This is a genomic window from Neorhizobium vignae (assembly GCF_000732195.1).
Lineage (GTDB): Bacteria > Pseudomonadota > Alphaproteobacteria > Rhizobiales > Rhizobiaceae > Neorhizobium > Neorhizobium vignae.
Genome location: NZ_JNNU01000007.1, coordinates 250615 through 272019 on the forward strand (window position 1 = coordinate 250615; position 21405 = coordinate 272019).

17 protein-coding genes and 1 pseudogene are annotated in these 21405 nt (G+C 62.0%); 12 read left to right on the forward strand and 6 right to left on the reverse strand.

Annotation, left to right across the window (positions count from 1 at the left end; translation table 11 throughout):
- The first annotated feature begins 80 nt into the window (after positions 1–80).
- The 6 genes from GQ59_RS14260 to GQ59_RS14285 all read left to right on the forward strand — a co-directional run bounded on the left by GQ59_RS14260 (position 81) and on the right by GQ59_RS14285 (position 7837).
- Complete coding sequence (locus GQ59_RS14260; protein WP_051903950.1) at positions 81–2513, forward strand: beta-mannosidase; 2433 nt, start codon at positions 81–83, stop codon at positions 2511–2513.
- 24 nt (positions 2514–2537) lie between these two features.
- Positions 2538–3299 carry a sugar phosphate isomerase/epimerase family protein gene (locus GQ59_RS14265; RefSeq protein WP_037082228.1) on the forward strand — a complete coding sequence of 254 codons (762 nt, stop codon included), beginning with the start codon at positions 2538–2540 and terminating at the stop codon, positions 3297–3299.
- 23 nt (positions 3300–3322) lie between these two features.
- Positions 3323–4456, forward strand: coding sequence for a Gfo/Idh/MocA family protein (locus tag GQ59_RS14270; protein WP_037082230.1), 1134 nt, complete (start codon positions 3323–3325; stop codon positions 4454–4456).
- Positions 4457–4522: 66 nt separating this feature from the next.
- Positions 4523–5566, forward strand: coding sequence for an L-glyceraldehyde 3-phosphate reductase (gene mgrA / locus GQ59_RS14275; protein WP_037082231.1), 1044 nt, complete (start codon positions 4523–4525; stop codon positions 5564–5566).
- Between the two features lie 200 nt (positions 5567–5766).
- Positions 5767–7380, forward strand: a complete 1614-nt coding sequence (locus tag GQ59_RS14280; RefSeq protein WP_037082233.1) for a glycoside hydrolase family 43 protein — start codon at positions 5767–5769, stop codon at positions 7378–7380.
- Between the two features lie 124 nt (positions 7381–7504).
- Positions 7505–7837, forward strand: coding sequence for an RcnB family protein (locus GQ59_RS14285; protein ID WP_037082235.1), 333 nt, complete (start codon positions 7505–7507; stop codon positions 7835–7837).
- A 96-nt stretch (positions 7838–7933) separates the two neighbouring features.
- Here the strand turns inward: GQ59_RS14285 and GQ59_RS14290 are convergent, their stop codons facing one another.
- Positions 7934–8941 carry a zinc ABC transporter substrate-binding protein gene (locus GQ59_RS14290; protein ID WP_037082236.1) on the reverse strand — a complete coding sequence of 336 codons (1008 nt, stop codon included), beginning with the start codon at positions 8939–8941 and terminating at the stop codon, positions 7934–7936.
- Between the two features lie 95 nt (positions 8942–9036).
- On the opposite strand from GQ59_RS14290, the gene GQ59_RS14295 reads away from it, so the two are divergent.
- From GQ59_RS14295 to GQ59_RS14305, 3 genes are read left to right on the forward strand one after another with little or no spacing between them, the layout of a single operon-like run.
- Positions 9037–9945, forward strand: coding sequence for an ATP-binding cassette domain-containing protein (locus GQ59_RS14295; protein WP_084683150.1), 909 nt, complete (start codon positions 9037–9039; stop codon positions 9943–9945).
- Positions 9938–10762, forward strand: a complete 825-nt coding sequence (znuB, locus tag GQ59_RS14300) for a zinc ABC transporter permease subunit ZnuB (protein ID WP_037082238.1) — start codon at positions 9938–9940, stop codon at positions 10760–10762. Before GQ59_RS14295 ends, znuB begins: the two co-directional genes overlap by 8 nt.
- The gene (locus tag GQ59_RS14305) at positions 10762–11202 is read left to right on the forward strand and encodes a Fur family transcriptional regulator (protein ID WP_201772424.1); all 441 of its coding nucleotides are present in this window, start codon (positions 10762–10764) and stop codon (positions 11200–11202) included. The genes znuB and GQ59_RS14305 overlap by 1 nt, the downstream gene beginning before the upstream one ends.
- On the opposite strand, the gene GQ59_RS14310 is transcribed toward GQ59_RS14305, so the two are convergent.
- On the reverse strand, positions 11199–11726 hold the full coding sequence (locus GQ59_RS14310) for a gamma carbonic anhydrase family protein (protein WP_037082240.1): 528 nt from the start codon (positions 11724–11726) through the stop codon (positions 11199–11201). The genes GQ59_RS14305 and GQ59_RS14310 overlap by 4 nt on opposite strands.
- Before the next feature lie 24 nt (positions 11727–11750).
- Entirely contained in the window at positions 11751–12437 is a 687-nt protein-coding gene (locus GQ59_RS14315) for a fumarylacetoacetate hydrolase family protein (protein ID WP_037082241.1), read from the reverse strand.
- A gap of 1465 nt (positions 12438–13902) precedes the next feature.
- On the opposite strand from GQ59_RS14315, the gene GQ59_RS14320 reads away from it, so the two are divergent.
- Together GQ59_RS14320 and GQ59_RS14325 are read left to right on the forward strand one after the other, a co-directional pair.
- Entirely contained in the window at positions 13903–16698 is a 2796-nt protein-coding gene (locus tag GQ59_RS14320) for an ATP-binding protein (RefSeq protein WP_432762587.1), read from the forward strand.
- Positions 16692–17135 (forward strand): annotated as a pseudogene (locus GQ59_RS14325) (SDR family NAD(P)-dependent oxidoreductase); the annotation flags it as partial. The gene GQ59_RS14320 and the pseudogene GQ59_RS14325, both read left to right, overlap by 7 nt.
- A gap of 85 nt (positions 17136–17220) precedes the next feature.
- On the opposite strand, the gene GQ59_RS14330 reads toward GQ59_RS14325, so the two are convergent.
- Together GQ59_RS14330 and GQ59_RS14335 are read right to left on the reverse strand one after the other, a co-directional pair.
- Positions 17221–18225 carry an inorganic phosphate transporter gene (locus GQ59_RS14330; RefSeq protein ID WP_037082243.1) on the reverse strand — a complete coding sequence of 335 codons (1005 nt, stop codon included), beginning with the start codon at positions 18223–18225 and terminating at the stop codon, positions 17221–17223.
- Complete coding sequence (locus tag GQ59_RS14335; RefSeq protein ID WP_037082244.1) at positions 18225–18869, reverse strand: DUF47 domain-containing protein; 645 nt, start codon at positions 18867–18869, stop codon at positions 18225–18227. The genes GQ59_RS14330 and GQ59_RS14335 overlap by 1 nt, the downstream gene beginning before the upstream one ends.
- Positions 18870–18963: 94 nt before the next feature.
- Here GQ59_RS14335 and GQ59_RS14340 point away from each other — a divergent pair, with 94 nt between their 5' ends.
- Positions 18964–19497: an NUDIX hydrolase gene (locus tag GQ59_RS14340; protein WP_037082245.1), complete on the forward strand. Its 534-nt coding sequence runs from the start codon at positions 18964–18966 to the stop codon at positions 19495–19497.
- Here the strand turns inward: GQ59_RS14340 and GQ59_RS14345 are convergent.
- Entirely contained in the window at positions 19494–21173 is a 1680-nt protein-coding gene (locus GQ59_RS14345) for a Na/Pi cotransporter family protein (RefSeq protein ID WP_037082246.1), read from the reverse strand. The genes GQ59_RS14340 and GQ59_RS14345 overlap by 4 nt on opposite strands.
- Between the last annotated feature and the right edge of the window lie 232 nt (positions 21174–21405).

The window sequence follows — 21405 nt, forward strand, 5'->3', positions numbered from 1 at the left end:
TCTCCCCCCTTGGGGGGGAGATGTCCGGCAGGACAGAGGGGGTCGGGTCTGGCACAGCATAGAATTTCAGGATCAGTGCAATGACTTCCATCGACCTGTCCGGCCCCTGGCGGCTCGCCTCTGCCGACGGAACGCATCGCACCGAGATGCCGATCCCCGGCGATGTGCACACCGCACTGAAAACGGCGGGCATCATCCCCGACCCGTATTTCGGCCGCAACGAGAACGACGTGCAATGGGTCGCAAATGCAGACTGGACGATCGAGCGGCGTTTTACGCTCGATGATCTCGCAGGCTCGTGGTATCTCGACATTACCTATCTCGACACGGTCGCGACCGTCTTCGTCAACGATGTCCCGGTGCTGCAGGCGGACAACTGCTTCCGCCGCTACCGCCCGGACGTATCGAAGGCGCTGAAGGCCGGCGAGAATACGATCCGCATCCTTTTCCATTCCAGCATCGCTGAAGGAGCGGAGCGGCAGGCACGGCAGCCGTTCTACATTCCCTATTCCACGAACAATTCGCCCATCCCGAACGGCAACATGCTGCGCAAGCCGCAATGCCATTTCGGCTGGGACTGGAATATCGCACTCGCGCCGCTTGGCCTTTACGGCGAAATCGCGCTGAAGAGGCTCGAAACTGCCCGCGTCGAACACATCGTCACCAGCCAGAGACATGAGGCCGGCGCGGTCGATCTCATTGTAACGGTGACGCTTTACGCTGAAGGACCGGGTGTCCTGCCGGTCTTCTTTTCGTTCGGCGGTGAACGGGTCCGGCTCGATTGCGGCGTGCGCGCCGGCGAAATCACGGTGACGCACGTTTTTCATATCGAAAAGCCGGAATTCTGGTGGCCCTCCGGCAGCGGCAAACAGGCTCTTTACCAGCTGACAGTGGAACATCCGGCCGAGACCATTACTCGCAAGATCGGTATCAGGACGGTCGAACTGCTGACTGATCCGGACGAAGCCGGCAGCCGTTTCGCCTTCCGCATCAACGGCCGCGAAATCTTTTGCCGCGGCGCCAACTGGATTCCCGCCGACGCGCTGTTTTCTCTCTCGAGCCGGGAGAAAACCGAGGACCTGCTGCGCTCGGCCGTCGATGCCAACATGAACATGATCCGGGTCTGGGGCGGCGGTTTTTATGAGCCGGACTGGTTCTACGATCTCTGCGACCAACTCGGCCTGATGGTCTGGCAGGACTTTCAGTTCGCCTGCAATCTCTATCCCTCGACGACCGATTTCCTCGAGAACGTTGCGGCGGAAGTCGAGTACCAGGCCCGCAGGCTGATCTCGCATCCCTCCATCGTGCTCTGGTGCGGCGATAACGAGCTGGTCGGCGCGCTGACATGGTTTCCGGAATCCCGTGAGAACCGCGACCGTTACCTGGTCTCCTACGACCGGTTGAACCGCGTCATCGAACAGTCGCTCGAAAAGGCCGCGCCCGACGCCATCTGGTGGCCGTCCAGCCCCGCATCCGGCTATCTCGACTACGGCGACGCCTGGCATGCGGACGGTTCGGGCGACATGCATTACTGGTCCGTCTGGCACGAGAACAAACCGTTCGCCGACTACCGCACTGTCCGCCCGCGCTTCTGCTCGGAATTCGGCTTCCAGTCCTATACGTCGCTGCCGGTCATCGAGACCTATGCCGCACTAAAGGACATGAACATCGCCTCGCCGGTGATGGAGCATCACCAGAAGAATGCCGGCGGCAACGAGCGCATTGCTGGCACGATGTTCCGCAACTTCCGCTTTCCGACCGATTTCGCCAATTTTGTCTATCTGAGCCAGGTACAGCAGGGACTGGCGATCAAGACAGCCGTGGATTTCTGGCGATCGCTGAAGCCGCATACGATGGGTGCGCTCTACTGGCAGCTCAACGACACGTGGCCAGTCGCCTCCTGGTCGAGCCTCGATTATGGCGGCAGCTGGAAGGTGCTGCATTACATGGCGAAGCGCTTCTTCCAGCCGGTTACGGTTGCGGCGATCCCGTCCGATGACGCCCGGGAAATCCGCTTCTCGCTCGTCAACGATACGGCGGAGGACGTGACGGCGACCCTCAATCTGTGGCTCGTGACACTCCAGGGCGAGCGCAGCTCGCTTCGGAGCATCGATGCCGTCTGCACACCCGATGCAGCCATCACCGTGCTTATCCTGCCGAGCGCGGATATTCCCGACGGGTCGATCCTTGCCTGGAGCTTTACCGCGTCGAACGGCATGGCCGGCGAGGGGCATCATGTGCCGGGCAGTTACAAGGCGCTGGAGCTCGAACCGGCAGGGCTGGAGCTTTCCGTGTCTCCATCCGGTGATGGCGCCTTCGACCTCAAAGTCACCGCCCGGGGCCTCGCCCTTTTCGTGCTGATCGAAAGCGGCACCCCCGGCCGTTATTCCGACAACGCCTTCGACCTCGCCACCGGCGAAAGCCGCAGCATCCGCTTTACGCCCGCCGCGCCGACGGACGCGATCCCGCAATTCCGCATCTACGACCTCTATTCCTGCCAGGCAGCAGGCTGAGGTCCTTTATCAAGGAGGAACACCATGACGAAACTCGGTTTTCAGCTTTATTGCGCACGCAACTTTCCGCCGCTTTCCGATGTCCTGAAAAAGGTTGCCCAGGCGGGTTATACCGAGGTCGAAGGTTATGGCGGCATCTATGCGACGCTCGACGACGCGGGCCTGAAGACGCTCAAAGGTGATCTCGACGCCAACGGGCTGACCATGCCGACGGGCCATTTCGGCATCGACCTTCTTGAAAAGGAGCCCGAACAGGCGCTGCTGATTGCAAAAACGCTCGGTGTCCAGGCGATCTACTGCCCGCATCTGGTTGCCGACCAGCGCCCGACCGATGCCGCCGGCTGGTTCGCCTTCGGCCAGCGGCTGCAGGACGTCGGCAAACGTTATTGGGATGCCGGCTACACGTTCGGCTGGCACAACCACGACTTCGAGTTCAAGACGCTGCCGGACGGCTCGACGCCTCAGGAACAGATCCTCGCAGGCGGCCCCGATCTCGCCTGGGAAGCGGATATCGCCTGGGTCATCCGCGGCGGCGCCGATCCGTTCGCCTGGATCGAGAGCTATGCCAAGCGGATCACCGCCGTTCACGTCAAGGACATCGCACCGGCCGGCGAAAACGCGGACGAGGACGGCTGGGCCGATGTCGGCCACGGCACCGTTCCGTGGAAGGACCTGATGGCGGCGCTGAAGAAAACATCCGCAAAACATTACGTCCTCGAACACGACAACCCGAAGGATCTCGACCGGCTGCTGACGCGCTCGATCGCCTCCTTCAAGACCTATTGATCACAGAATTTTCGGAGTTTTCCATGCCCAAGGAACTTGGCGTCGGCATCATGGGATGCGGCAATATTTCCACCACCTACTTCAAGCTGTCGCCGCTCTTCAAAGGCCTGAAGGTTCTCGCCTGCGCGGATCTCAACGAGCAGGCAGCCGAAATGCGCGCCGAGGAATACGGCGTCAAGGCCCAGTCGATCGAGCAGCTGCTCGCCAATGACGAGCTCGACGTGATCGTCAACCTGACCATCCCGGCGGCGCATTTCGCGGTCTCGAAAGCAATTCTCGAAGCCGGCAAGCACGTCTACTCGGAAAAGCCGCTCGTGATCACGCTGGAGGAAGGCAAGGCGCTGCAGGCGCTCGCCCGGGAGAAGGGCCTGTCGGTCGGTTGCGCGCCGGACACCTTCCTCGGCGGCGCGCACCAGCTCGCCCGCAAATATATCGACGAGGGCGGGGTCGGGCGCATCACGTCAGGCACCTGCCATGTGATGAGCCCTGGCATGGAAATGTGGCATCCCAATCCCGGCTTCTTCTTCCTGGAAGGCGGCGGGCCGATCCTCGATCTGGGGCCCTATTACATTGCCAACCTGATCAACCTGATCGGGCCGGTAAAGCGTGTCGGCGCGCTCACCTCCATGGCGAACCCCACCCGCACCGTCACCAGCGAGCCGCTGAACGGCCAGATCATCCCGGTCGAAACGCCGACCAACATCCATGCGCTGCTCGAATTCGTCAGCGGCGCGACGATCACGCTGTCGGCCAGCTGGGATGTCTGGTCGCATCGCCACGCCAACATGGAACTCTACGGAACCGAGGGCTCGATCTTCGTGCCCGATCCGAACTTCTTCGGCGGCACGGTCGAGGCAAGCGGCCGCAACAAGGACATCCAGCCGCTGGAGCCCTGGGATCATCCGTTCAGCATCAACAACCAGGAACATCCGCAGGGGCCGCGGGCCAACTACCGCACCGCCGGTCTCGCCGACATGGCGACGGCGCTGATCGAGGGCCGCGATGCCCGCTGCTCGCTGGAGCGCGCGCTGCACGGCATCGACGTGATGACCTCGATCCTGAAATCCGGCGAGGAAGGGCGGTTCATCGAGCTTTCGACCACCTGCACCCAGCCGGCGGCGCTCGGCATCGACGAGGCGCTGGCGCTTCTGCGCTGATCGGCTATGAATGCGGCGCGCACCGCCTGAGACACCGGCGCGCCGCATTCATTCGGAGGAAACGACATGACCTGGCAACCAGCGTCCAACCGCTACGAAACCATGAAGTACAACCGCTGCGGCCGTTCAGGGCTGAAACTCCCGGCGATCTCGCTCGGCCTCTGGCACAATTTCGGCGACGACACGCCGCATGACCGCAAGGTGGCGATCGCCCGCAAGGCCTTCGACCTCGGCATCACCCATTTCGATCTCGCCAACAACTATGGCCCGCTGCCCGGCAGCGCCGAGACGGCTTTCGGCCAGATTCTCCGCGAGGATTTCAAGGGATATCGCGACGAACTCATCGTCTCGTCGAAGGCCGGCTACAACATGTGGCCGGGCCCCTATGGCGAATGGGGCAGCCGCAAATACCTGATCTCCTCCTGCGACCAGAGCCTGAAGCGCATGGGTCTCGACTATGTCGACATCTTCTATTCGCACCGCTTCGACCCGGACACGCCGCTCGAGGAGACCTGCGGCGCGCTCGACCATATCGTCCGTTCAGGCAGGGCGCTTTACGTCGGCATCTCGTCCTACAATTCGAAGCGCACCCAGGAAGCGACGGCGATCCTGAAGGAACTCGGTACGCCGGTCCTCATCCACCAGCCGAGCTATTCGATGATCAACCGCTGGGTCGAGGAAGATGGCCTGCTCGACACGCTCGAAAACCTCGGCATCGGTTCGATCGTCTTCTCGCCGCTGGCGCAAGGCATGCTGACCTCGAAATATCTCGGCGGCATTCCGGAAGGCAGCCGCGCCGCGCAGGGCAAGTCGCTGCGCCCGGCCTTCCTCAACGACCGGAACATCGCCAACCTCAAGGCGCTCAACGCAATCGCCGAAAAACGCGGCCAGACGCTGGCGCAGATGGCGCTCGCCTGGGTCCTGCGCGGCGGCCGCGTGACCACAGCTTTGATCGGCGCCAGCCGCCCGGAACAGGTGGAGGACTGCGTCAGGTCGCTCGACAATCTCGAGTTCACAGCAGCCGAACTCGCCGAGATCGACACCTACGCCAAGGATGCCGACATCAACCTCTGGGCCAAGTCGGCCGAGCGGGCAGTTCCATCGCGGTAGTGCGCTAGTAAGGAAGTCGGGGGGGACGGAACTTAGAGGAGGCCCCTCATCCCCCTGCCGGGACCTTCTCCCCCGCAGGCGGGAGAAGGATGCTGGAGCGCCGGCGGTGACAACAATTCCCTTCTCCCTGTTTCTGCGGGGGGAAGGTGGCGGTAGCCGGATGAGGGGCAAGGGCTCAGTTTCTATTTTGGGAGGAAAACATGATCCACAACCCCATCCTGCCGGGCTTCAATCCCGATCCGTCCATCTGCCGCGTCGGCGAGGACTATTATATCGCCACCTCGACCTTTGAATGGTACCCGGGTGTGCAGATCCATCATTCCCGCGACCTGGTGAACTGGACCTTGGTACGCCGGCCGCTGGAGCGCGCGAGCCAGCTCGACATGCGTGGCAATCCTGACAGCTGCGGCATCTGGGCGCCGTGCCTCTCCTATTCCGACGGGCTGTTTTTCCTGGTCTATACGGACGTCAAGCGCTTCGACGGCAACTTCAAGGATGCGCATAACTACATCGTGACGTCGCCTACCATCGAAGGCGAATGGTCCGATCCGATCTATGTGAATTCCTCCGGGTTCGATCCCTCGCTCTTCCATGACGACGACGGCCGAAAGTGGTTTCTCAACATGCAATGGAACCACCGCACCGAGAGTTACGGCGGCGCGCCGAAACATCCGGCCTTCGACGGCATCCTGCTGCAGGAATGGGATTTTAAGGCGAGGACGCTCAAGGGCCCGATCAAAAACATATTCGCCGGAAGCGCCCTCGGCTTGGTCGAAGGCCCGCATGTGTTCAAGCGCAACGGCTGGTATTACCTGACCACGGCCGAGGGCGGCACAGGGTACGACCATGCCGTCACCATGGCCCGCTCCCGATCGATCGACGGGCCGTATGAGATGCACCCGCAGACGCATCTCATCACTTCCAAGGACCATCCGAACGCGGTGCTACAGCGCGCCGGCCATGGCCAGTACGTCGAAACGCCTGAAGGCGAAGCGTACCACACCCATCTCTGCGGCCGGCCGCTCGCCCCGCAACGACGCTGCACGCTTGGTCGCGAAACGGCGCTGCAGCGCTGCATATGGGAAGACGACTGGCTCTATCTCGCCCAGGGCGGCGTCGTGCCGGATGTCGACGTGCCGGCCCCGGGCGATGTCAGGCGCATCGAACAGCCCTCCCGCATCGCGCGCTCATTCGACGAAAAGGTCCTGCCACCGGAATTCCAGTGGCTGCGCACGCCTCATCCGGAACGGCTGTTCACCCTGAACGAGCGTCCCGGTCACCTGCGCCTCTTCGGCCGCGAAAGCATCGGATCCTGGTTCGAACAATCGCTCTTCGCCCGCCGCCAGGAACATCATTCCTTCCGCGCCGAGACCGTGGTCGATTTCTCGCCAGAGACCTACCAGCAGGTCGCCGGCCTGACCCATTATTACAACCGCCACAAGTTCCACGCGCTCGTGGTGACCCTGCACGAAAAACTCGGCCGCGTGGTGACGATCTTCTCCTGCCCGGGTGATTTCCCGCATGGGCGCATGAGCTTTCCGGCAGGGAGCGGCGTTTCCGTGCCCGACGGGCCGGTGCATCTCGCCATGGAAATCCGCGACAACGACCTGCGATTCTTCTGGCGCGCCGGCGGTTCCAACGCGTGGCGGGAACTGGGCCCGGTGCTCGATGCCGGCGTCATCTCGGACGAGGGAGGCCGCGGCGAACACGGCTCTTTCACCGGCGCATTTGTTGGCCTCTTCGCCTTCGATACGTCGGGCAGCGCGAAGACTGCGGATTTCGACCATTTCTTTTATGAAGCGCTAATGCAGTAAATTACAACACCAGAAAACCAGCGGAAGGCATTAATTTCATTACGAAAATGTAATCTGTCGATTCAGATGCGGTTCATCATTCAGGGCCTAGTTTCCGAGCGTGCCCAACACGAGGAGACACCCGATGAAAAAGTTCTTTGCAATCCTTCTTTCCGCAACAGTGCTTGCCGCTCCGCTTGCCGCCCAGGCGCAGGATCGTCATTCCGGTCCCGATCGGACTAGGACGGTAACCCGCACGGTAACGGTTCAGAAGAAGGTCGTGGTCGTGAAGCCGCGCTGGTCGAAGGGGCATCGCATGACGGCCGCCGAACGCCGCCGCATGGCCGAAATCCGCGATTACCGCCGCTACCGCCTGTCGGCTCCGCCGCGCGGCTATCGCTGGGTCAAGGTCGACAACGACTTCCTGCTGGTCGGCATCGCGAGCGGCGTGATCTCGAGTTTCATCGTGGCTCGCTGAGAAGTTCGGCCTGCGGGGGGTATTTGCCTTCCCTCCCGCAGGCCTCGCGCGTTCGCCGCTATGCGTGTCGGCGGTCGCACTTTTCGGCGCCCGACCTTACGTCCCCTGCGACAGGCAATTCTTCATGGAGCGGGCAAGTCCGCGCATCAGCTCGAAATAAAGGCCGGAACCCGACTTCAGCGTCGCTGCTTCCGGATCGAGCGTGCCTGAGCGTGCAGGCGTGCCTTCGGTCACCACCGCCACCAGCTTCGGCTCGAACTGCGGTTCGGCGAAGACGCAGGTGGCGCCGAGTTCCTTCACCTTCTTCTGGATCTGGTCCACGCGTTCGGCGCCGGGCATGGTCTCCGGGCTGACGGTGATCGAACCTGCGACGCTCACCCCGTAACGATGCTCGAAATATTGATATGCGTCGTGAAACACGATGAAAGGCTTGCTCTTGACCGGCGCGACCGTCGCCTTGATCTCGGCATCGAGCGCGTCGATATCCTTCATCAGCGTGGCGCCGTTTGCCTGATAGGCGGCGGCGTTCGCCGGGTCGGCACTGACCAGCGTCTTTTCGATTTCAGCCGCCATCGCCTTGGCATTCATCGCATCGAGCCAGAGATGCGTGTCGAAGCCGCCATGGTCGTGATGGTCGTCGTCGTGGTCGGCATGGTCGTCGCCGGCCTTTGCATGATCGCCATGGTGATGGTCGTCATGCTCCGGTGCTTCTCCCGCTTCATGCCCGTCGTCATGGGCCTCGAAGGCGCCGCTTTCGCGGAAGGGGAGTTTTTGCAGTCCAGGTGCATCCTCCAGCTCGATCACCGTTGCCGAGGCGGCAAGCGCATCCAGCGGCTTTTCGAGGAAGGCTTCGATGCCGGGGCCGATCCAGAAGATCACGTCGGCGCCCTCGATGGCGGCTGCATTGGAGGGCTTCAGCGAGAACGTGTGCGGCGAGGCGGCGCCATCGACGATCAGTTTCGGCTCGCCGACGCCCTTCATGATCGAGGCGACGAGCGAATGGATCGGCTTGATTGAAACCACCACGTCCGGTGCCGCAACGCCGGGGCCGGCGCCGATGGAGAACACCGCGGCGGAGAGGAGGGAGATGGAAGCCGGCTTCATGCTGTGTCCTTGCATTGTATCGTAATGTTATTACATCAATTGCGTTATGCTATAACGTGTGTCATAGCCACTGACAACAGGGAATCCGGAAAAACATGCTGATGTCCAATCGGGCGCGTGCCCCCAAAACCGAAAGCCAATTGGTATCGCTTGCCAATGCGGGCATTCGCCGGGATGGCCGGTGGCTGGTGCGGGGCGTCGATTTCTCGATCCGCCGCGGCGAGGTCGTGACGCTGATAGGCCCGAACGGCGCAGGCAAGTCGACGACCGCAAAGCTTGCCATCGGTGTGCTGCGCCCGGACGAGGGATCCGTCGCAAGATTGTCCGGCTTGCGCGTGGGCTATGTCCCGCAGAAACTGTCGATCGACTGGACCATGCCCCTTTCCGTGCGCCGGCTGATGCGGTTGACCGGCCCGCTTGATGACGCCGATCTTCTGGCGGCGCTGGCCTCGACCGGCATTTCCCATCTCATCGATGCCGAGGTTCGATATCTGTCGGGCGGCGAGTTCCAGCGGGCACTGCTTGCCCGGGCGATCGCCCGCAAGCCGGATCTGATGGTGCTCGACGAGCCCGTGCAGGGCGTCGACTTTGCCGGTGAGAGTGCGCTTTACGACCTGATCCGCTCGATCCGCACGACGACCGGCTGCGGCATCCTCATGATCTCGCACGACCTGCATATGGTGATGGCCGGCACCGATACCGTCATCTGCCTCAACGGCCATGTCTGCTGCCGCGGCACGCCGGAAGTGGTGAGCCAGAGCGCCGATTACCTGAAACTCTTCGGCAATTCTCGGTCGCTGGCGGTCTACAATCATCATCACGATCACACCCATCTGCCGGACGGCCGGGTCATGCATGGCGACGGTTCGGTCACCGATCACTGCCATCCCGATGACGGGCACCATCATCACGATGCGCATGATCACGACCATTCGCACCATGACCATCATGGCGGCCACCATCACGGCGATCATGCCGAGGCGAAGGGAGAGGGCCGTGCTTGACGATTTCTTCACCCGCGCGCTCGTCGCCGGCATCGGCGTCGCATTGACGGCCGGTCCGCTCGGCTGTTTCGTCGTCTGGCGGCGGATGGCCTATTTCGGCGACACGATGGCGCATTCGGCGCTGCTCGGCGTGGCGCTGTCGCTGTTCTTCCAGATCAATCTGCTGATCGCCGTCTTCGGCGTCGCGGTCGTCGTGTCGCTGCTGCTTCTGGCGCTTCAGCGGCGGCAGTCGCTGTCGGCGGATGCCCTTCTCGGCGTTCTCTCCCATTCGGCACTGGCGATCGGCCTCGTGCTCGTTGCCTTCATGACCTGGGTCAGGATCGACCTCATCGCCTTCCTGTTCGGCGATATCCTGGCGGTAACGCGCACCGACATCGCGCTGATCTGGGGCGGCGGCGTGCTGGTGCTCGCAGCTCTCGTCTGGCTCTGGCGGCCGCTGATCGCGTCCACCGTCAGCGAGGATGTAGCCGAAGCCGAAGGCATGAAGCCGGCGCGGACGCGGCTGCTCTTCATGCTTCTGATGGCGCTCGTCATCGCCATCGCGATGAAGATCGTCGGCATCATGCTGATCACCGCGCTATTGATCATCCCGGCCGCGACGGCCCGGCGGTTTTCGGCAAGCCCGGAGCTGATGGCGGTGCTTGCCTCGGCGATCGGCGCGCTTGCGGTGATCGGCGGCCTGTTCGGCTCGTTGCACTATGACACGCCCTCCGGCCCTTCCATTGTGGTCGCGGCGCTCTTACTTTTCATTTTAAGCCTGCTTCCCGCAGCGGGTAAAAACACGGCCGAGAAGGCCGGCAACCAAGGAGTGCGATGATGAACGCACCAGTTTCGACACCGATATCCGCTCCGGCGCTGACCAAGAACCAGTCGCTCGTCTTCGACGTTCTCGACCGGTCCGATGCTCCCATGAGCGCCTATACGATCCTCGACCGCCTGCGGGATCACGGTTTTCGCGCGCCTCTGCAGGTCTACAGGGCGCTCGACAAGCTCCTCGAATTCGGCATGGTGCATCGGCTGGAAAGCCTCAACGCTTTCGTTGCCTGCGCCCATCCGGAAAGCGAATGCTGCGGCAAGGGACATGGCCACGGGCACGGCACGGTCGCCTTTGCGATCTGTGAAAGTTGCGGCCATGTGTCGGAATTCCACGACCACGAGGTCGATCACCGCCTGAGCGACTGGGCCAAGACCAAGAACTTCAAGCCCGCCAAGACGACGATCGAAATCCGTGGTCTGTGCGGCGCCTGCGCCGCCTAGAGAAGCCGCAGGTCGCGCGCAAAGCGCTTCCAGTTGGCGACATAACGGATCGCCGACTGTTTCAGCTTCTCGACCGCTTCGTCGTCGAGCACCCGCATCACCTTCGCCGGTGAGCCGACGATCAGGGAATTGTCGGGGAATTCCTTGCCCTCGGTGACCAGCGCATTGGCGCCGACCAGGCAGTTCTTGCCGATCTTCGCGCCGTTCAGGATCGTCGCACCCATGCCGACCAGCGAATTGTCGCCGATCAAGCAGCCATGGATGATCGCATGGTGGCCGATCGTGCAGTTTTCGCCGATCGTCACCGGATAACGCGGATCGGTGTGGATCATTACGCCTTCCTGGATGTTCGAACCCTTGCCGACGACGATCGGCTCGTTGTCGCCGCGCAGGACCGAGCCAAACCAGATGCCGACATCCTCGTCGAGTTCGACCTTGCCGATGATGGTCGCATCCGGCGCCAGCCAGAAACGGTCGGGGCCGGGCGTTTTCGGTTCGAATTCTCCGAGTGCATAGATCGGCATGGTTTCCTCCCTGTCGCGGTTTCGTCAGACGACCGTCAGCGACAGCGTTCCGACGCCGTCGATGCCGCAGGTGACCTTGTCGCCGCGCACCACAGCGCCGACGCCGGCCGGCGTGCCCGTCATGATCACGTCCCCGGGGGCGAGGACGAACAGTTTCGACAGTTCGGCGATGATCTCCGGCAGTTTCCAGATCAGCTGATTGAGATCGCCGGACTGTTTTCGCGCGCCGTTGACGTCGAGCCAGACGCCGCCTGCCGAGGGATGACCGATCTTTTCGGCCGGGACCAGGGCGGAGACAGGGGCCGATTTCTCGAATGCCTTGGCGGCTTCCCAAGGGCGGCTCATCTTCTTGGCGACATCCTGCAGGTCGCGGCGGGTAAAGTCGATGCCGACCGCGTAGCCATAGACCTTGGACAGGGCGTCCTCGACCGAAATATCGGCGCCGCCGCCGGACAGCGCCATGACCAGTTCCACTTCGTGGTGGACGCTGGAGGAGAGCGGCGGGTAGGGGAAGGTCTCGCCGTTATAGATGTTGTCGGCATTCTTCTGGAAAAAGAACGGCGGCTCACGGGTCGGATCGCCGCCCATTTCGATCGCGTGGTCGGCATAGTTGCGGCCGACGCAATAGACCCGGCGGACCGGAAAGCGCTCCGCCACTCCCTGGACCGGCAGAAGAACGGTTTCGGGCATGGGGATCACGGTCGCAAGCATGGAAGATATCCTGGAAAACTGTGGGCAAGGGGCAATAGGGACAGCGCCCTTTGTCTCGCAATTCGTGGGTTAATCCTAGTACTTTTTCAAGAGCGCAACAAAAGACCCGAGAGTGGCTTGCACGCTTTCACCACGGGCCTTCGCAGCCGATGCCGACCGTCGGTAGCGGTATTCCAGCCTTCAGCACGTACCGAGGATACGCATGGAGCGCAATTTCAACCCTTGATGGTTCATGCTAGGCTATTGGAGTGATTCGTTGAGTACTCCGTGCGGGCCGTTCTGCGACCTCTCTCGTCAGGAATAGTGCCCGGATCCGCGGCATCGAGGCGGCCTCACAAATACAGTTGGATGTTACAACGGCTGAGCTGCGGGGCTCATTGTATCGTGCGTTAGCTTCCCAAGCCGGTGCCAGAATGGGGCTACCTGGTTGTCGACACAGCAGACACTCACCGGCGATTTCCTGGCGGGCGGCGGCGAAATGGCCGAGCTTGTTCGCACGAAGGACTGGAGTAAGACGCCGCTCGGGCCGATCGATCAATGGCCCCAAAGCCTCAGGACGACCGTCAGCCTTTGTCTCGCCTCGAATTTCCCGATCAACGTGATCTGGGGCGACGAAAACACCCAGATTTACAACGACGGGTATCGCACGGCGTGCGGCGACGCCCACCCCCGGGCTCTCGGCGAGGACTATAGCGTCACGTGGGCAAGCGCCTGGCCGGCGATCGGCGAGCCATTTCGTCAGGCACGTCAGGGCAATACGTCATTCCTCGAAAACCAGCGGATGTTTCTGACCCGCAACGGTTATTGGGAGGAAACGTTCTTCACCTTCTCGCTTTCACCGATCCGGGACGAGACCGGTGAGATCGGCGGCCTGTTCCATCCGGTGACGGAGACAACGGCGACCATGCTGTCGGAACGCCGAACCAGGGCGCTCCGGGATTTGAACGCCAGCGTAGCTTTGGCAGAAGACATGGACGACCTGTTGCGGCGCATCGTTGAGGTGCTTGCCCAGTTCGAATTCGATCTGCCGGTTCTTCTTTTCTACCAGTTGTCTGCAGATGGAAGCACCTATGGGCTAGCGGCGCATCACGGCCTGCCGGTTGAGCGCCTGGCATCCATCGCCACTATCGACGCGCATTCCAATACGCCTTGGCTGATGGCGAAAGCGTTGACAACAGACAGTACTCTGGGGATCGCCGGGTTTTCCGATCTTTTCAAGGGTGCGGGGCCCTATGAGGAGCCTCCGGAGCGCGTGCTTCTTCTTCCTATCACTGTCCCCGGACTGGACCTGCCTCCGGTCTTCGTGGTGGCCGGGGCATCGCCACGCCTGCCGTTCAACGATGCCTATATGGGCTTCTACGAACTGCTTGCGACCGCGATCACCGCCGCCGTCAGCGCCGTGCGGGCGCGTGCGGACCAGCGGCGGCGCGCCGAGGCGCTGGCGGAAATCGACCGCAGCAAGACCATGTTCTTTTCGAACGTCAGCCATGAGTTCCGCACGCCGTTGACGCTGATGCTCGGGCCGCTCGCCGACGTGCTCCAGCAGCCCGAGGCGCTTTCACTCGACGACCGGCAGCGAATTCTCGTCGCCCAGCGCAACGGCCACCGGCTGTTGAAGCTGGTCAACACGCTCCTGGATTTTTCGAGGATCGAGGCGCAGCGCGTGCAGGCGTCCTTCGAGCCGATCGATATCGGCGGCCTGACCGCGGACCTGGCGTCGAATTTCAGGTCGGCGATCGAACAGGCCGGGCTGAGGCTGGTAATCGAAATCGCGGACTTGCCCCAGCCGGTCTATCTCGATCGGGATCTCTGGGAGAAGATCGTCCTGAACCTGCTCTCCAATGCGTTCAAATTCACGTTCGAAGGCGAGATACGCATAACCGTTCGGGCGTCGGACGACGGGACACGGGCCGAAATCACCATCCGCGACACCGGGACGGGGATCGCGGCCGAGGAACTGCCTCGACTGTTCGAGCGCTTTCACCGCATCGAGGGCGCGAAAGGAAGGTCGTTCGAGGGCTCCGGCATCGGGCTCGCCCTGGTGCAGGAACTGGTGCATCTTCAGGGCGGAGACATCCGCGCCGAAAGCCGGCTTGGCGAAGGCACGTCCTTCTCGATCGCGATACCCTTCGGAAAGGCGCATATCCCACCGGAACAGATGCGAAGCTCCCAGCCGGTCGAAAGCAATATCGGCAGACGCCAGGCTTTCGTCGATGAAGCGATGTCGTGGCTCTCGACAGACGCTGCCGCGCCCACTCCGTCAATATCGCCAGCCGAGGGCACGCCGACCGTCGGGCTGCTTGTTCCGACGGGACATGTCCTCCTGGCCGACGACAATGCAGATATGCGTGCCTATGTGGAGCGTCTGCTGTCGATATCGGGCTTTACGGTCGAGACCGCGGCTGACGGCGAGGCGGCGCTTGACGCCGCGCGCCTCAGGCGGCCGGACCTCATCGTGTCCGACGTGATGATGCCTCGTCTCGACGGGTTCGGTCTTCTGTCGAGGATACGGGCGGATGGCGAACTCAAGGACACGCCCTTCATCCTGCTGTCGGCCCGGGCCGGTGAAGAGGCGAGGCTGGAGGGTATCGGCGCCGGCGCGGACGATTACCTGGTGAAGCCCTTTTCGGCCCGGGAACTGGTGGCGCGCATTGCGGCCTTGATCAGGCAGTCCCGGGATCGGCGCGAGACGCTTTTGAGAGAAACCGCCGCCCGCCTTCGTGAGCTGAATGCGGATCTGGAGCGCCGCGTTCTGGAACATTCGCGCGAGCGCGGACGGACGTGGAAATATAGCCCGGACCTGCTCTCGGTGATCGATTTTGCGACCGGCGTGTTCGAAAAGACCAATCCCGCCTGGACGAGAACTCTCGGTTTGGACGAGGAGGAACTTGTGGGCACGCCTTTGCGGGCGCTCCTTCATCCGGACGACATCGTTGCGAGCGAAACTGCGTTCCAGGCTGCGCAAAGCGGCCTGCCCGTGCTTCACTTCGAAAACCGATGCCTGACCCGGGACGGCGACTATCGCTGGCTCTCCTGGGTGGCTGTCGTGGTCGATGACAAGCTCTATTCCAGCGCCCGCGACGTCACCGACCACAAGATGCGCGACGACCAGCTGAGGAAAACGCAGGAGACGCTGCGCCAGGCCCAGAAGATGGAGGTGATCGGTCAGCTGACAGGCGGGGTCGCCCATGACTTCAACAACCTCCTGATGGTCATCTCCGGTGGATTGGAGGTCCTCGACAAACGCGAGGATCCGGTGCGGCGGGAGCGTATCAAAAGCGGCATGCTGCAGGCGGTCAATCGCGGAGCATCGCTCACCAGGCAGTTGCTGACTTTTGCTAGGCGGCAGCCATTGAAGCCGCAGCCCGTCGATCTTCGCCACCAGATTTCCCAGATGCGCGAACTTCTCGACCGGACGCTCGGCGGAGACATTACCATAGAAGTCGATGTCGATACCGGAGTGTGGCCGGTACAGGCCGACCCGTCGGAACTCGAACTCGTGCTTTTGAACCTTTGCGTCAATGCCCGCGATGCAATGCCGGCAGGCGGTACGATCGTCATCAGGGCTTCCAATTCCGTCGTCGATGCGTCGGGCAAACGAGGCGACGTTGTGAAGATCACCGTCGCCGATGGCGGTACCGGAATACAGCCCGAGGTTCTCAAGCGGGTGTTCGAGCCGTTTTTCACGACGAAGGAAATCGGCAAAGGATCAGGATTGGGGCTCGCGCAGGTCTACGGTTTCGTCGAGGCCTCCGGCGGATCGGTCGAGATCCACAGCGAACCGGGGGTCGGAACGGCCGTAGACCTCTGGCTTCCCCGCTCGATGGAGACCTCATTGGAGGCGAGCGGCAACCATTCGTCCCACGCCCACGGGGAGGCGGACAGGAGCGTCGCCGGAAAAATCCTGGTCGTGGAAGACGACGACAGCGTCGCCATGCTGGTCAACGACATGCTCGACCAGCTTGGCTATTCCGTAACCCGCGTTGACGGGGCCGCGGCCGCGCTGAGCGTGCTCGCGTCCGATGCCGAGCCGGACTTGATGTTCTCCGACATCATGATGCCTGGCGGCATTAATGGGGTGGATCTCGCCAAGGAGGTCAAACAAAGGCATCCAGGATTGCCGATCCTGCTCACATCGGGCTATGCGGACGTGCTCAAGAGCGCCGCGACCGCGGAAGGCGTGGAGATCTTGCCAAAACCCTACAGTCTGCGGCAGCTTTCGGAGGCTCTTCGGGCGACCATCCCGGATGCCAGGGGATAATGGCCGACGACGCGATGGAAGTGCCGTTGTTCGGGCAACGGAGAACCGGCGTCGTGGTGAATGTGGCGTCGAGCGTGACGTTGAAGCCGCTTCCGCTGCTTTCGATCTATACGGCGAGCAAGGCTGCGGTAGGTGCTTTCAGCGAGGTGCTGGCGCTGGAACTCCAGGAGTTGGATGTGCGGGTGCGCCTGGTGCAGCCGGGAAGGGCGCCCGAGACCCGTTTCGGGGATAACACGCGGTCTCGCATGCAGGCTCAGGGTGGCTTTCCCGAGGCGTATGCCGGTCTGGTGCAGAGGGTGTCTACCGGTTGGGAGCAGGAGCAGTCGGCGGTCACCCGGCCACTCGACGTTGCCGAGGCGGTCTGGCTTGCGGCAACCGACCCGTTGTCGCCGGCTCGTATTCCTGCCTGCGCCGACGCGGTGGCACTGGCTGGCTGAAACTGCGCCAACTATCCTTCAGTCGCCACGAACCGACTTGCCGCGGAGGCTCTCCACGGCAAGTCGGCCCCTCGGCAGATCACATTTATTGCAGCAGATCCGCCACGCTGTAGAATGCCGCAGATATCGCCGCAGTTGCCGGCATGGTCACGATCCAGGCGATCACGATGTTGCCGGCGAGGCCCCAGCGTACCGCCGAAACCCGCCGGGCCGCCCCGACGCCGACGATCGCTCCCGTGATCGTGTGTGTCGTCGAGACGGGAATGCCGAGCCAGGTCGCTCCGAACAGTGTCAACGCTCCGCCCGTCTCGGCGCAGAAGCCTTGCATCGGGTTGAGCCTGGTGATCTTCGAGCCCATGGTATGGACGATCCGCCACCCACCGAAGAGCGTGCCGAGAGCCATGGCGGATTGGCAGGTGATCACCACCCAGAAAGGCACGTAGAAGGTCGAGCCGAGATATCCCTGGCTGAACAGAAGCACCGCGATGATGCCCATCGTTTTTTGCGCGTCGTTGCCGCCATGGCCGAGGGAATAAAGCGAGGCGGACATAAACTGCATCACGCGAAATGTCCGGTCGACCGCAAATGGCGTCTGCCGGACGAAAAGCCAGGAAACCAGGAGCACGAGCGCGAGGGCCAGCAGGAAGCCGATGGCCGGCGAGAGGAAAATCGCCCCTACCGTCTTGCCCAAACCGCTCCAGACGATCGAGCTGAAGCCGACCTTTGCCAGGCCGGCGCCCACAAGGCCGCCGACGAGTGCGTGCGAGGAACTGGACGGAATTCCGAAGATCCAGGTGAGGATATTCCAGATGATTGCCCCCATGAGGGCGGCAAAGATCACCTGGGGCGAAACGATCCCTGGATCGATGATGCCTGTGCCCAGCGTTTCAGCCACGTGCAGGCCGAAGAAAAGGAAGGCGATGAAATTGAAGAACGCCGCCCAGGCGACCGCATATTGCGGCCGCAGGACGCGGGTCGACACGATCGTCGCGATGGAATTGGCCGCATCATGAAGACCGTTGAGGAAATCGAAGAACAGGGCGATCGCGATCAGCCCGACGAGAAGCGGCAAGGCGAGAGACATATCCATCAAACGTTCTCGATAACGATGCCGCTGATCTCGTTGGCAACATCCTCGAAACGGTCGACAACCTTCTCCAGTTCGCCGTAGATCTCGCTGCCGATCATGTAGGCCATCGCATCGCCGCGCGCGCCGTGACGCCGGTACAGGTCTTTCAGACCCTGGTCATGAAGGTCGTCCGACCGGCCTTCCACGCGGGTGATCTCCTCGGCGATCGCCGCAAGGCGGTGCGCATTGGTGCCCACCTTGTTGAGGAGGGGAATTGCTTCCGAAATGAGGTTCGCCGCCTTGACGATTTCGCCACCCATCTGCTGCATGAGCGGATCGAAGCCGGATTGCTCGAACAGCCTGATCGTCTTGACTGTTTTATGCATCATGTCGATCGCGTCATCCATCGACTGGATGAGGTCCTTGATGTCGCCGCGGTCGAAGGGCGTGATGAAGCTCCGCCGGACGGCGAGTAGAACGTCCCGCGTGATGTCGTCGGCCTCATTCTCCAATGCGACGATCAGCTCGCAGTTCTTCTCGACCTCGTGGCCCTTGAGGAGCTGATCAAGCGCGTGGGCGGCCGCAACGACAGCTTTGGAGTGTTGGGAAAACATTTCGAAGAATTTGTCTTCGCGCGGCATCAGCTTCCGAAAAATACTCATCATACCGTGCGACCTTCCATGCGGCTGACTGTCATAAATGTGTCATAAACATGCTCGGGCAATTGAAGCAACACGCAAAATCGACAGTTTGATCCGCATGAAATCCACCAAAAAACGCAGCAAGCCACGACCGGACAGGTCCCAGACGCTGCTCAAGCAACTTGCGACAGTTCCGGGAAGGCTGTTCGCCGGAGCGTTTCGCCAACAATACGGCGCCTTGTGCTTTCGGTATCGGGGGGATGGCCCTCGCGTCGAAATCCTGGTGATCACCTCGCGCGAGGCCGGGCGGTGGGTCATCCCGAAAGGCTGGCCCATGAAGGGAAAAAAGCCGTTCGAGGCGGCGGCGACGGAAGCCTGGGAAGAAGCAGGCGTACGCGGGACGGTGAAGAAGAAGCCGGTCGGCCGCTATACCTACCTGAAAGAACTCGACGACGGCGATGTGGCCCCCTGTATCGTCGACGTGTTCCAGATTGAAGTCACGGAGGTCGCGGGTGGCTTCAAGGAACAGGGGCAGCGTATTCTCGAATGGGTCAGCCCTGATGAGGCGGCACGACGCGTTCGCGAGATCGAGCTCAAGTCGCTGCTCGTCGAATTTGAGCCGCGGGGTCGCAAGAGGCGCAATCGCGGCTAACTTTGAACCTGGTCGCCGACGCTTTGGTGGGTGGTCCTGCTTTGCAGCAGCTCGCCCTGCCGTTCCAGAACCGGATAGGCCGTGGCTGCGACGAGGTGAGAATTGATCTGCTTGAAATCCCGCAACAGGTCCAGGTGGAGAGAGCTGGTTTCCGCCGTATCGAAATCGCCTTCGCGCAGCCGCTGGAAATGAGCGTTGGTCCCGTCACGCTCCGCCCGCCGGAAGACGATTTTTTCGTCGGCGAGCATGCGTGCGACGCGCTCGTCCTGCGACATGAAAAGCGCAGCGGCGGTGCGCAGATTGGTGGAGAGGCGGTCCAGCAGGCCGCTGAGCTCATGCTGCCCTTCCTTCGAAAAGGTCATGCCTCGGCGCAGTCTTTTGACGAGATGGGGAAGCACGTTCTGGTCGATGACGTCGCCCGCGTGTTCCAGGCCGGTCGAGAACAGCAGAATCTCGTCGAGGCGTCTCCGGTCGATATCGCTGAGTTCTTCCGGGTCGATGGACGTGAGGTACCGTTTGACCGCCGTATTCAGGCGGTCGAGGACGTTGTCCTTCCGCCGCAATTCCGCCAGGGCGCGGCGATCGGTGCTCGTCAAGGCAGCCTTCGTTCCCGCCAGCATCTCCTCCAGCACGTCGACCAGCCGCAGGACTTCCCGCGCCGCTCCCTGCAGCGCGACGACCGGCGTTTCCTTGGCGGACGGATCGAGATATCGCGGATGGCCGGGATCGCTCTCGTCGATCCGCTGCGGCAGCAGCCTGACGAGAGCGTTTGCGAAGGGCGAGAGGAACGGCATGAAGACGACCGCGACCAAGAGGTTGAATGCCGTGTGGAAATTCGCGACCAACCGGGCTCCATCACCCTCGATCTGGATCATCAGTGCCGTAATCGGGGAGAGAAGCGCAAACGCTGCAAAAACGCCGAGAATCCTGGTGATCAGGTTGCCGATCGGAAGCCGTCTGGCCGCAAGATCCTTCCCGGTCTGCCCCTCGACAACCGGATTGATCGCCGTTCCCAGGTTGGCGCCGAGGGTCAGTGCGAAGGCCTGGTAGGGATCGATTAGCCCCTGGCTCGCAAGTGACATGACGAGCAGGACCACCGCGACGCTGGAATGGGCCGCCCAGGTCAGCGCGGCCGCAAGCAGAAGGCTGAGGAGCGGCGTGGTCGATATGGCTGAAAGAACCGCAGCGAAGGCCGGCGTATCGGCATATTGCGTCAGCACATCGATCAGTTGATGCAGGGCGAGCAGCATGAAGCCGAGCCCGATGAACACGCGACCGAGGTCATGGACCTGCGGATTTTGCGTGCGCCGGAACATCAGGACGCCCAGCAATACGAGAGCCGGTGACGCGGCGGCAACGTCGAAGGACAGGACCTGCACGATGAGCGTGCTGCCGACATTGGCGCCCAGCATGACAGCAAGGGCCGGGACAAGGTCCACCAGCCCGTCGGCCGCGAAGCCCGATGCCATCAGCCCGGTCGCCGTGCTGCTCTGGAGAATTGCCGTGACGCCCAGTCCGGAAAAGAACGCCTTTATCCGATTGTTCAGCGCGCTGCCGAGAAAGGACCTGAGATTGGGGCCGAAAGCACGCTGGATGCCCGTCTGCACCATCCGGGTCCCCCAGAGAAGGAGGGCTATGTGTCCGGCGATGGTGATGATTGCAATGATGAAGGGCATGGCATTTCCGTAAATAATCGGCCGGATGGAGAATCGAACTGCAGCGCAAGACGTTAGCCAGCTAACATAGTTGCCGTGATCTGTTGCTTTTTCAAGGCTGAGGTCTGGCCGGTCGGTATTGGGGGTCTACCGTCCGGCACTTGCCCGGAAGGCGGAACATTTTTTTGAAAGGAGACGGGAGGATGTCGGGTTGGCAAAGTCTGGTTCGTCCTTAGAGTCGTCCATTCCACGA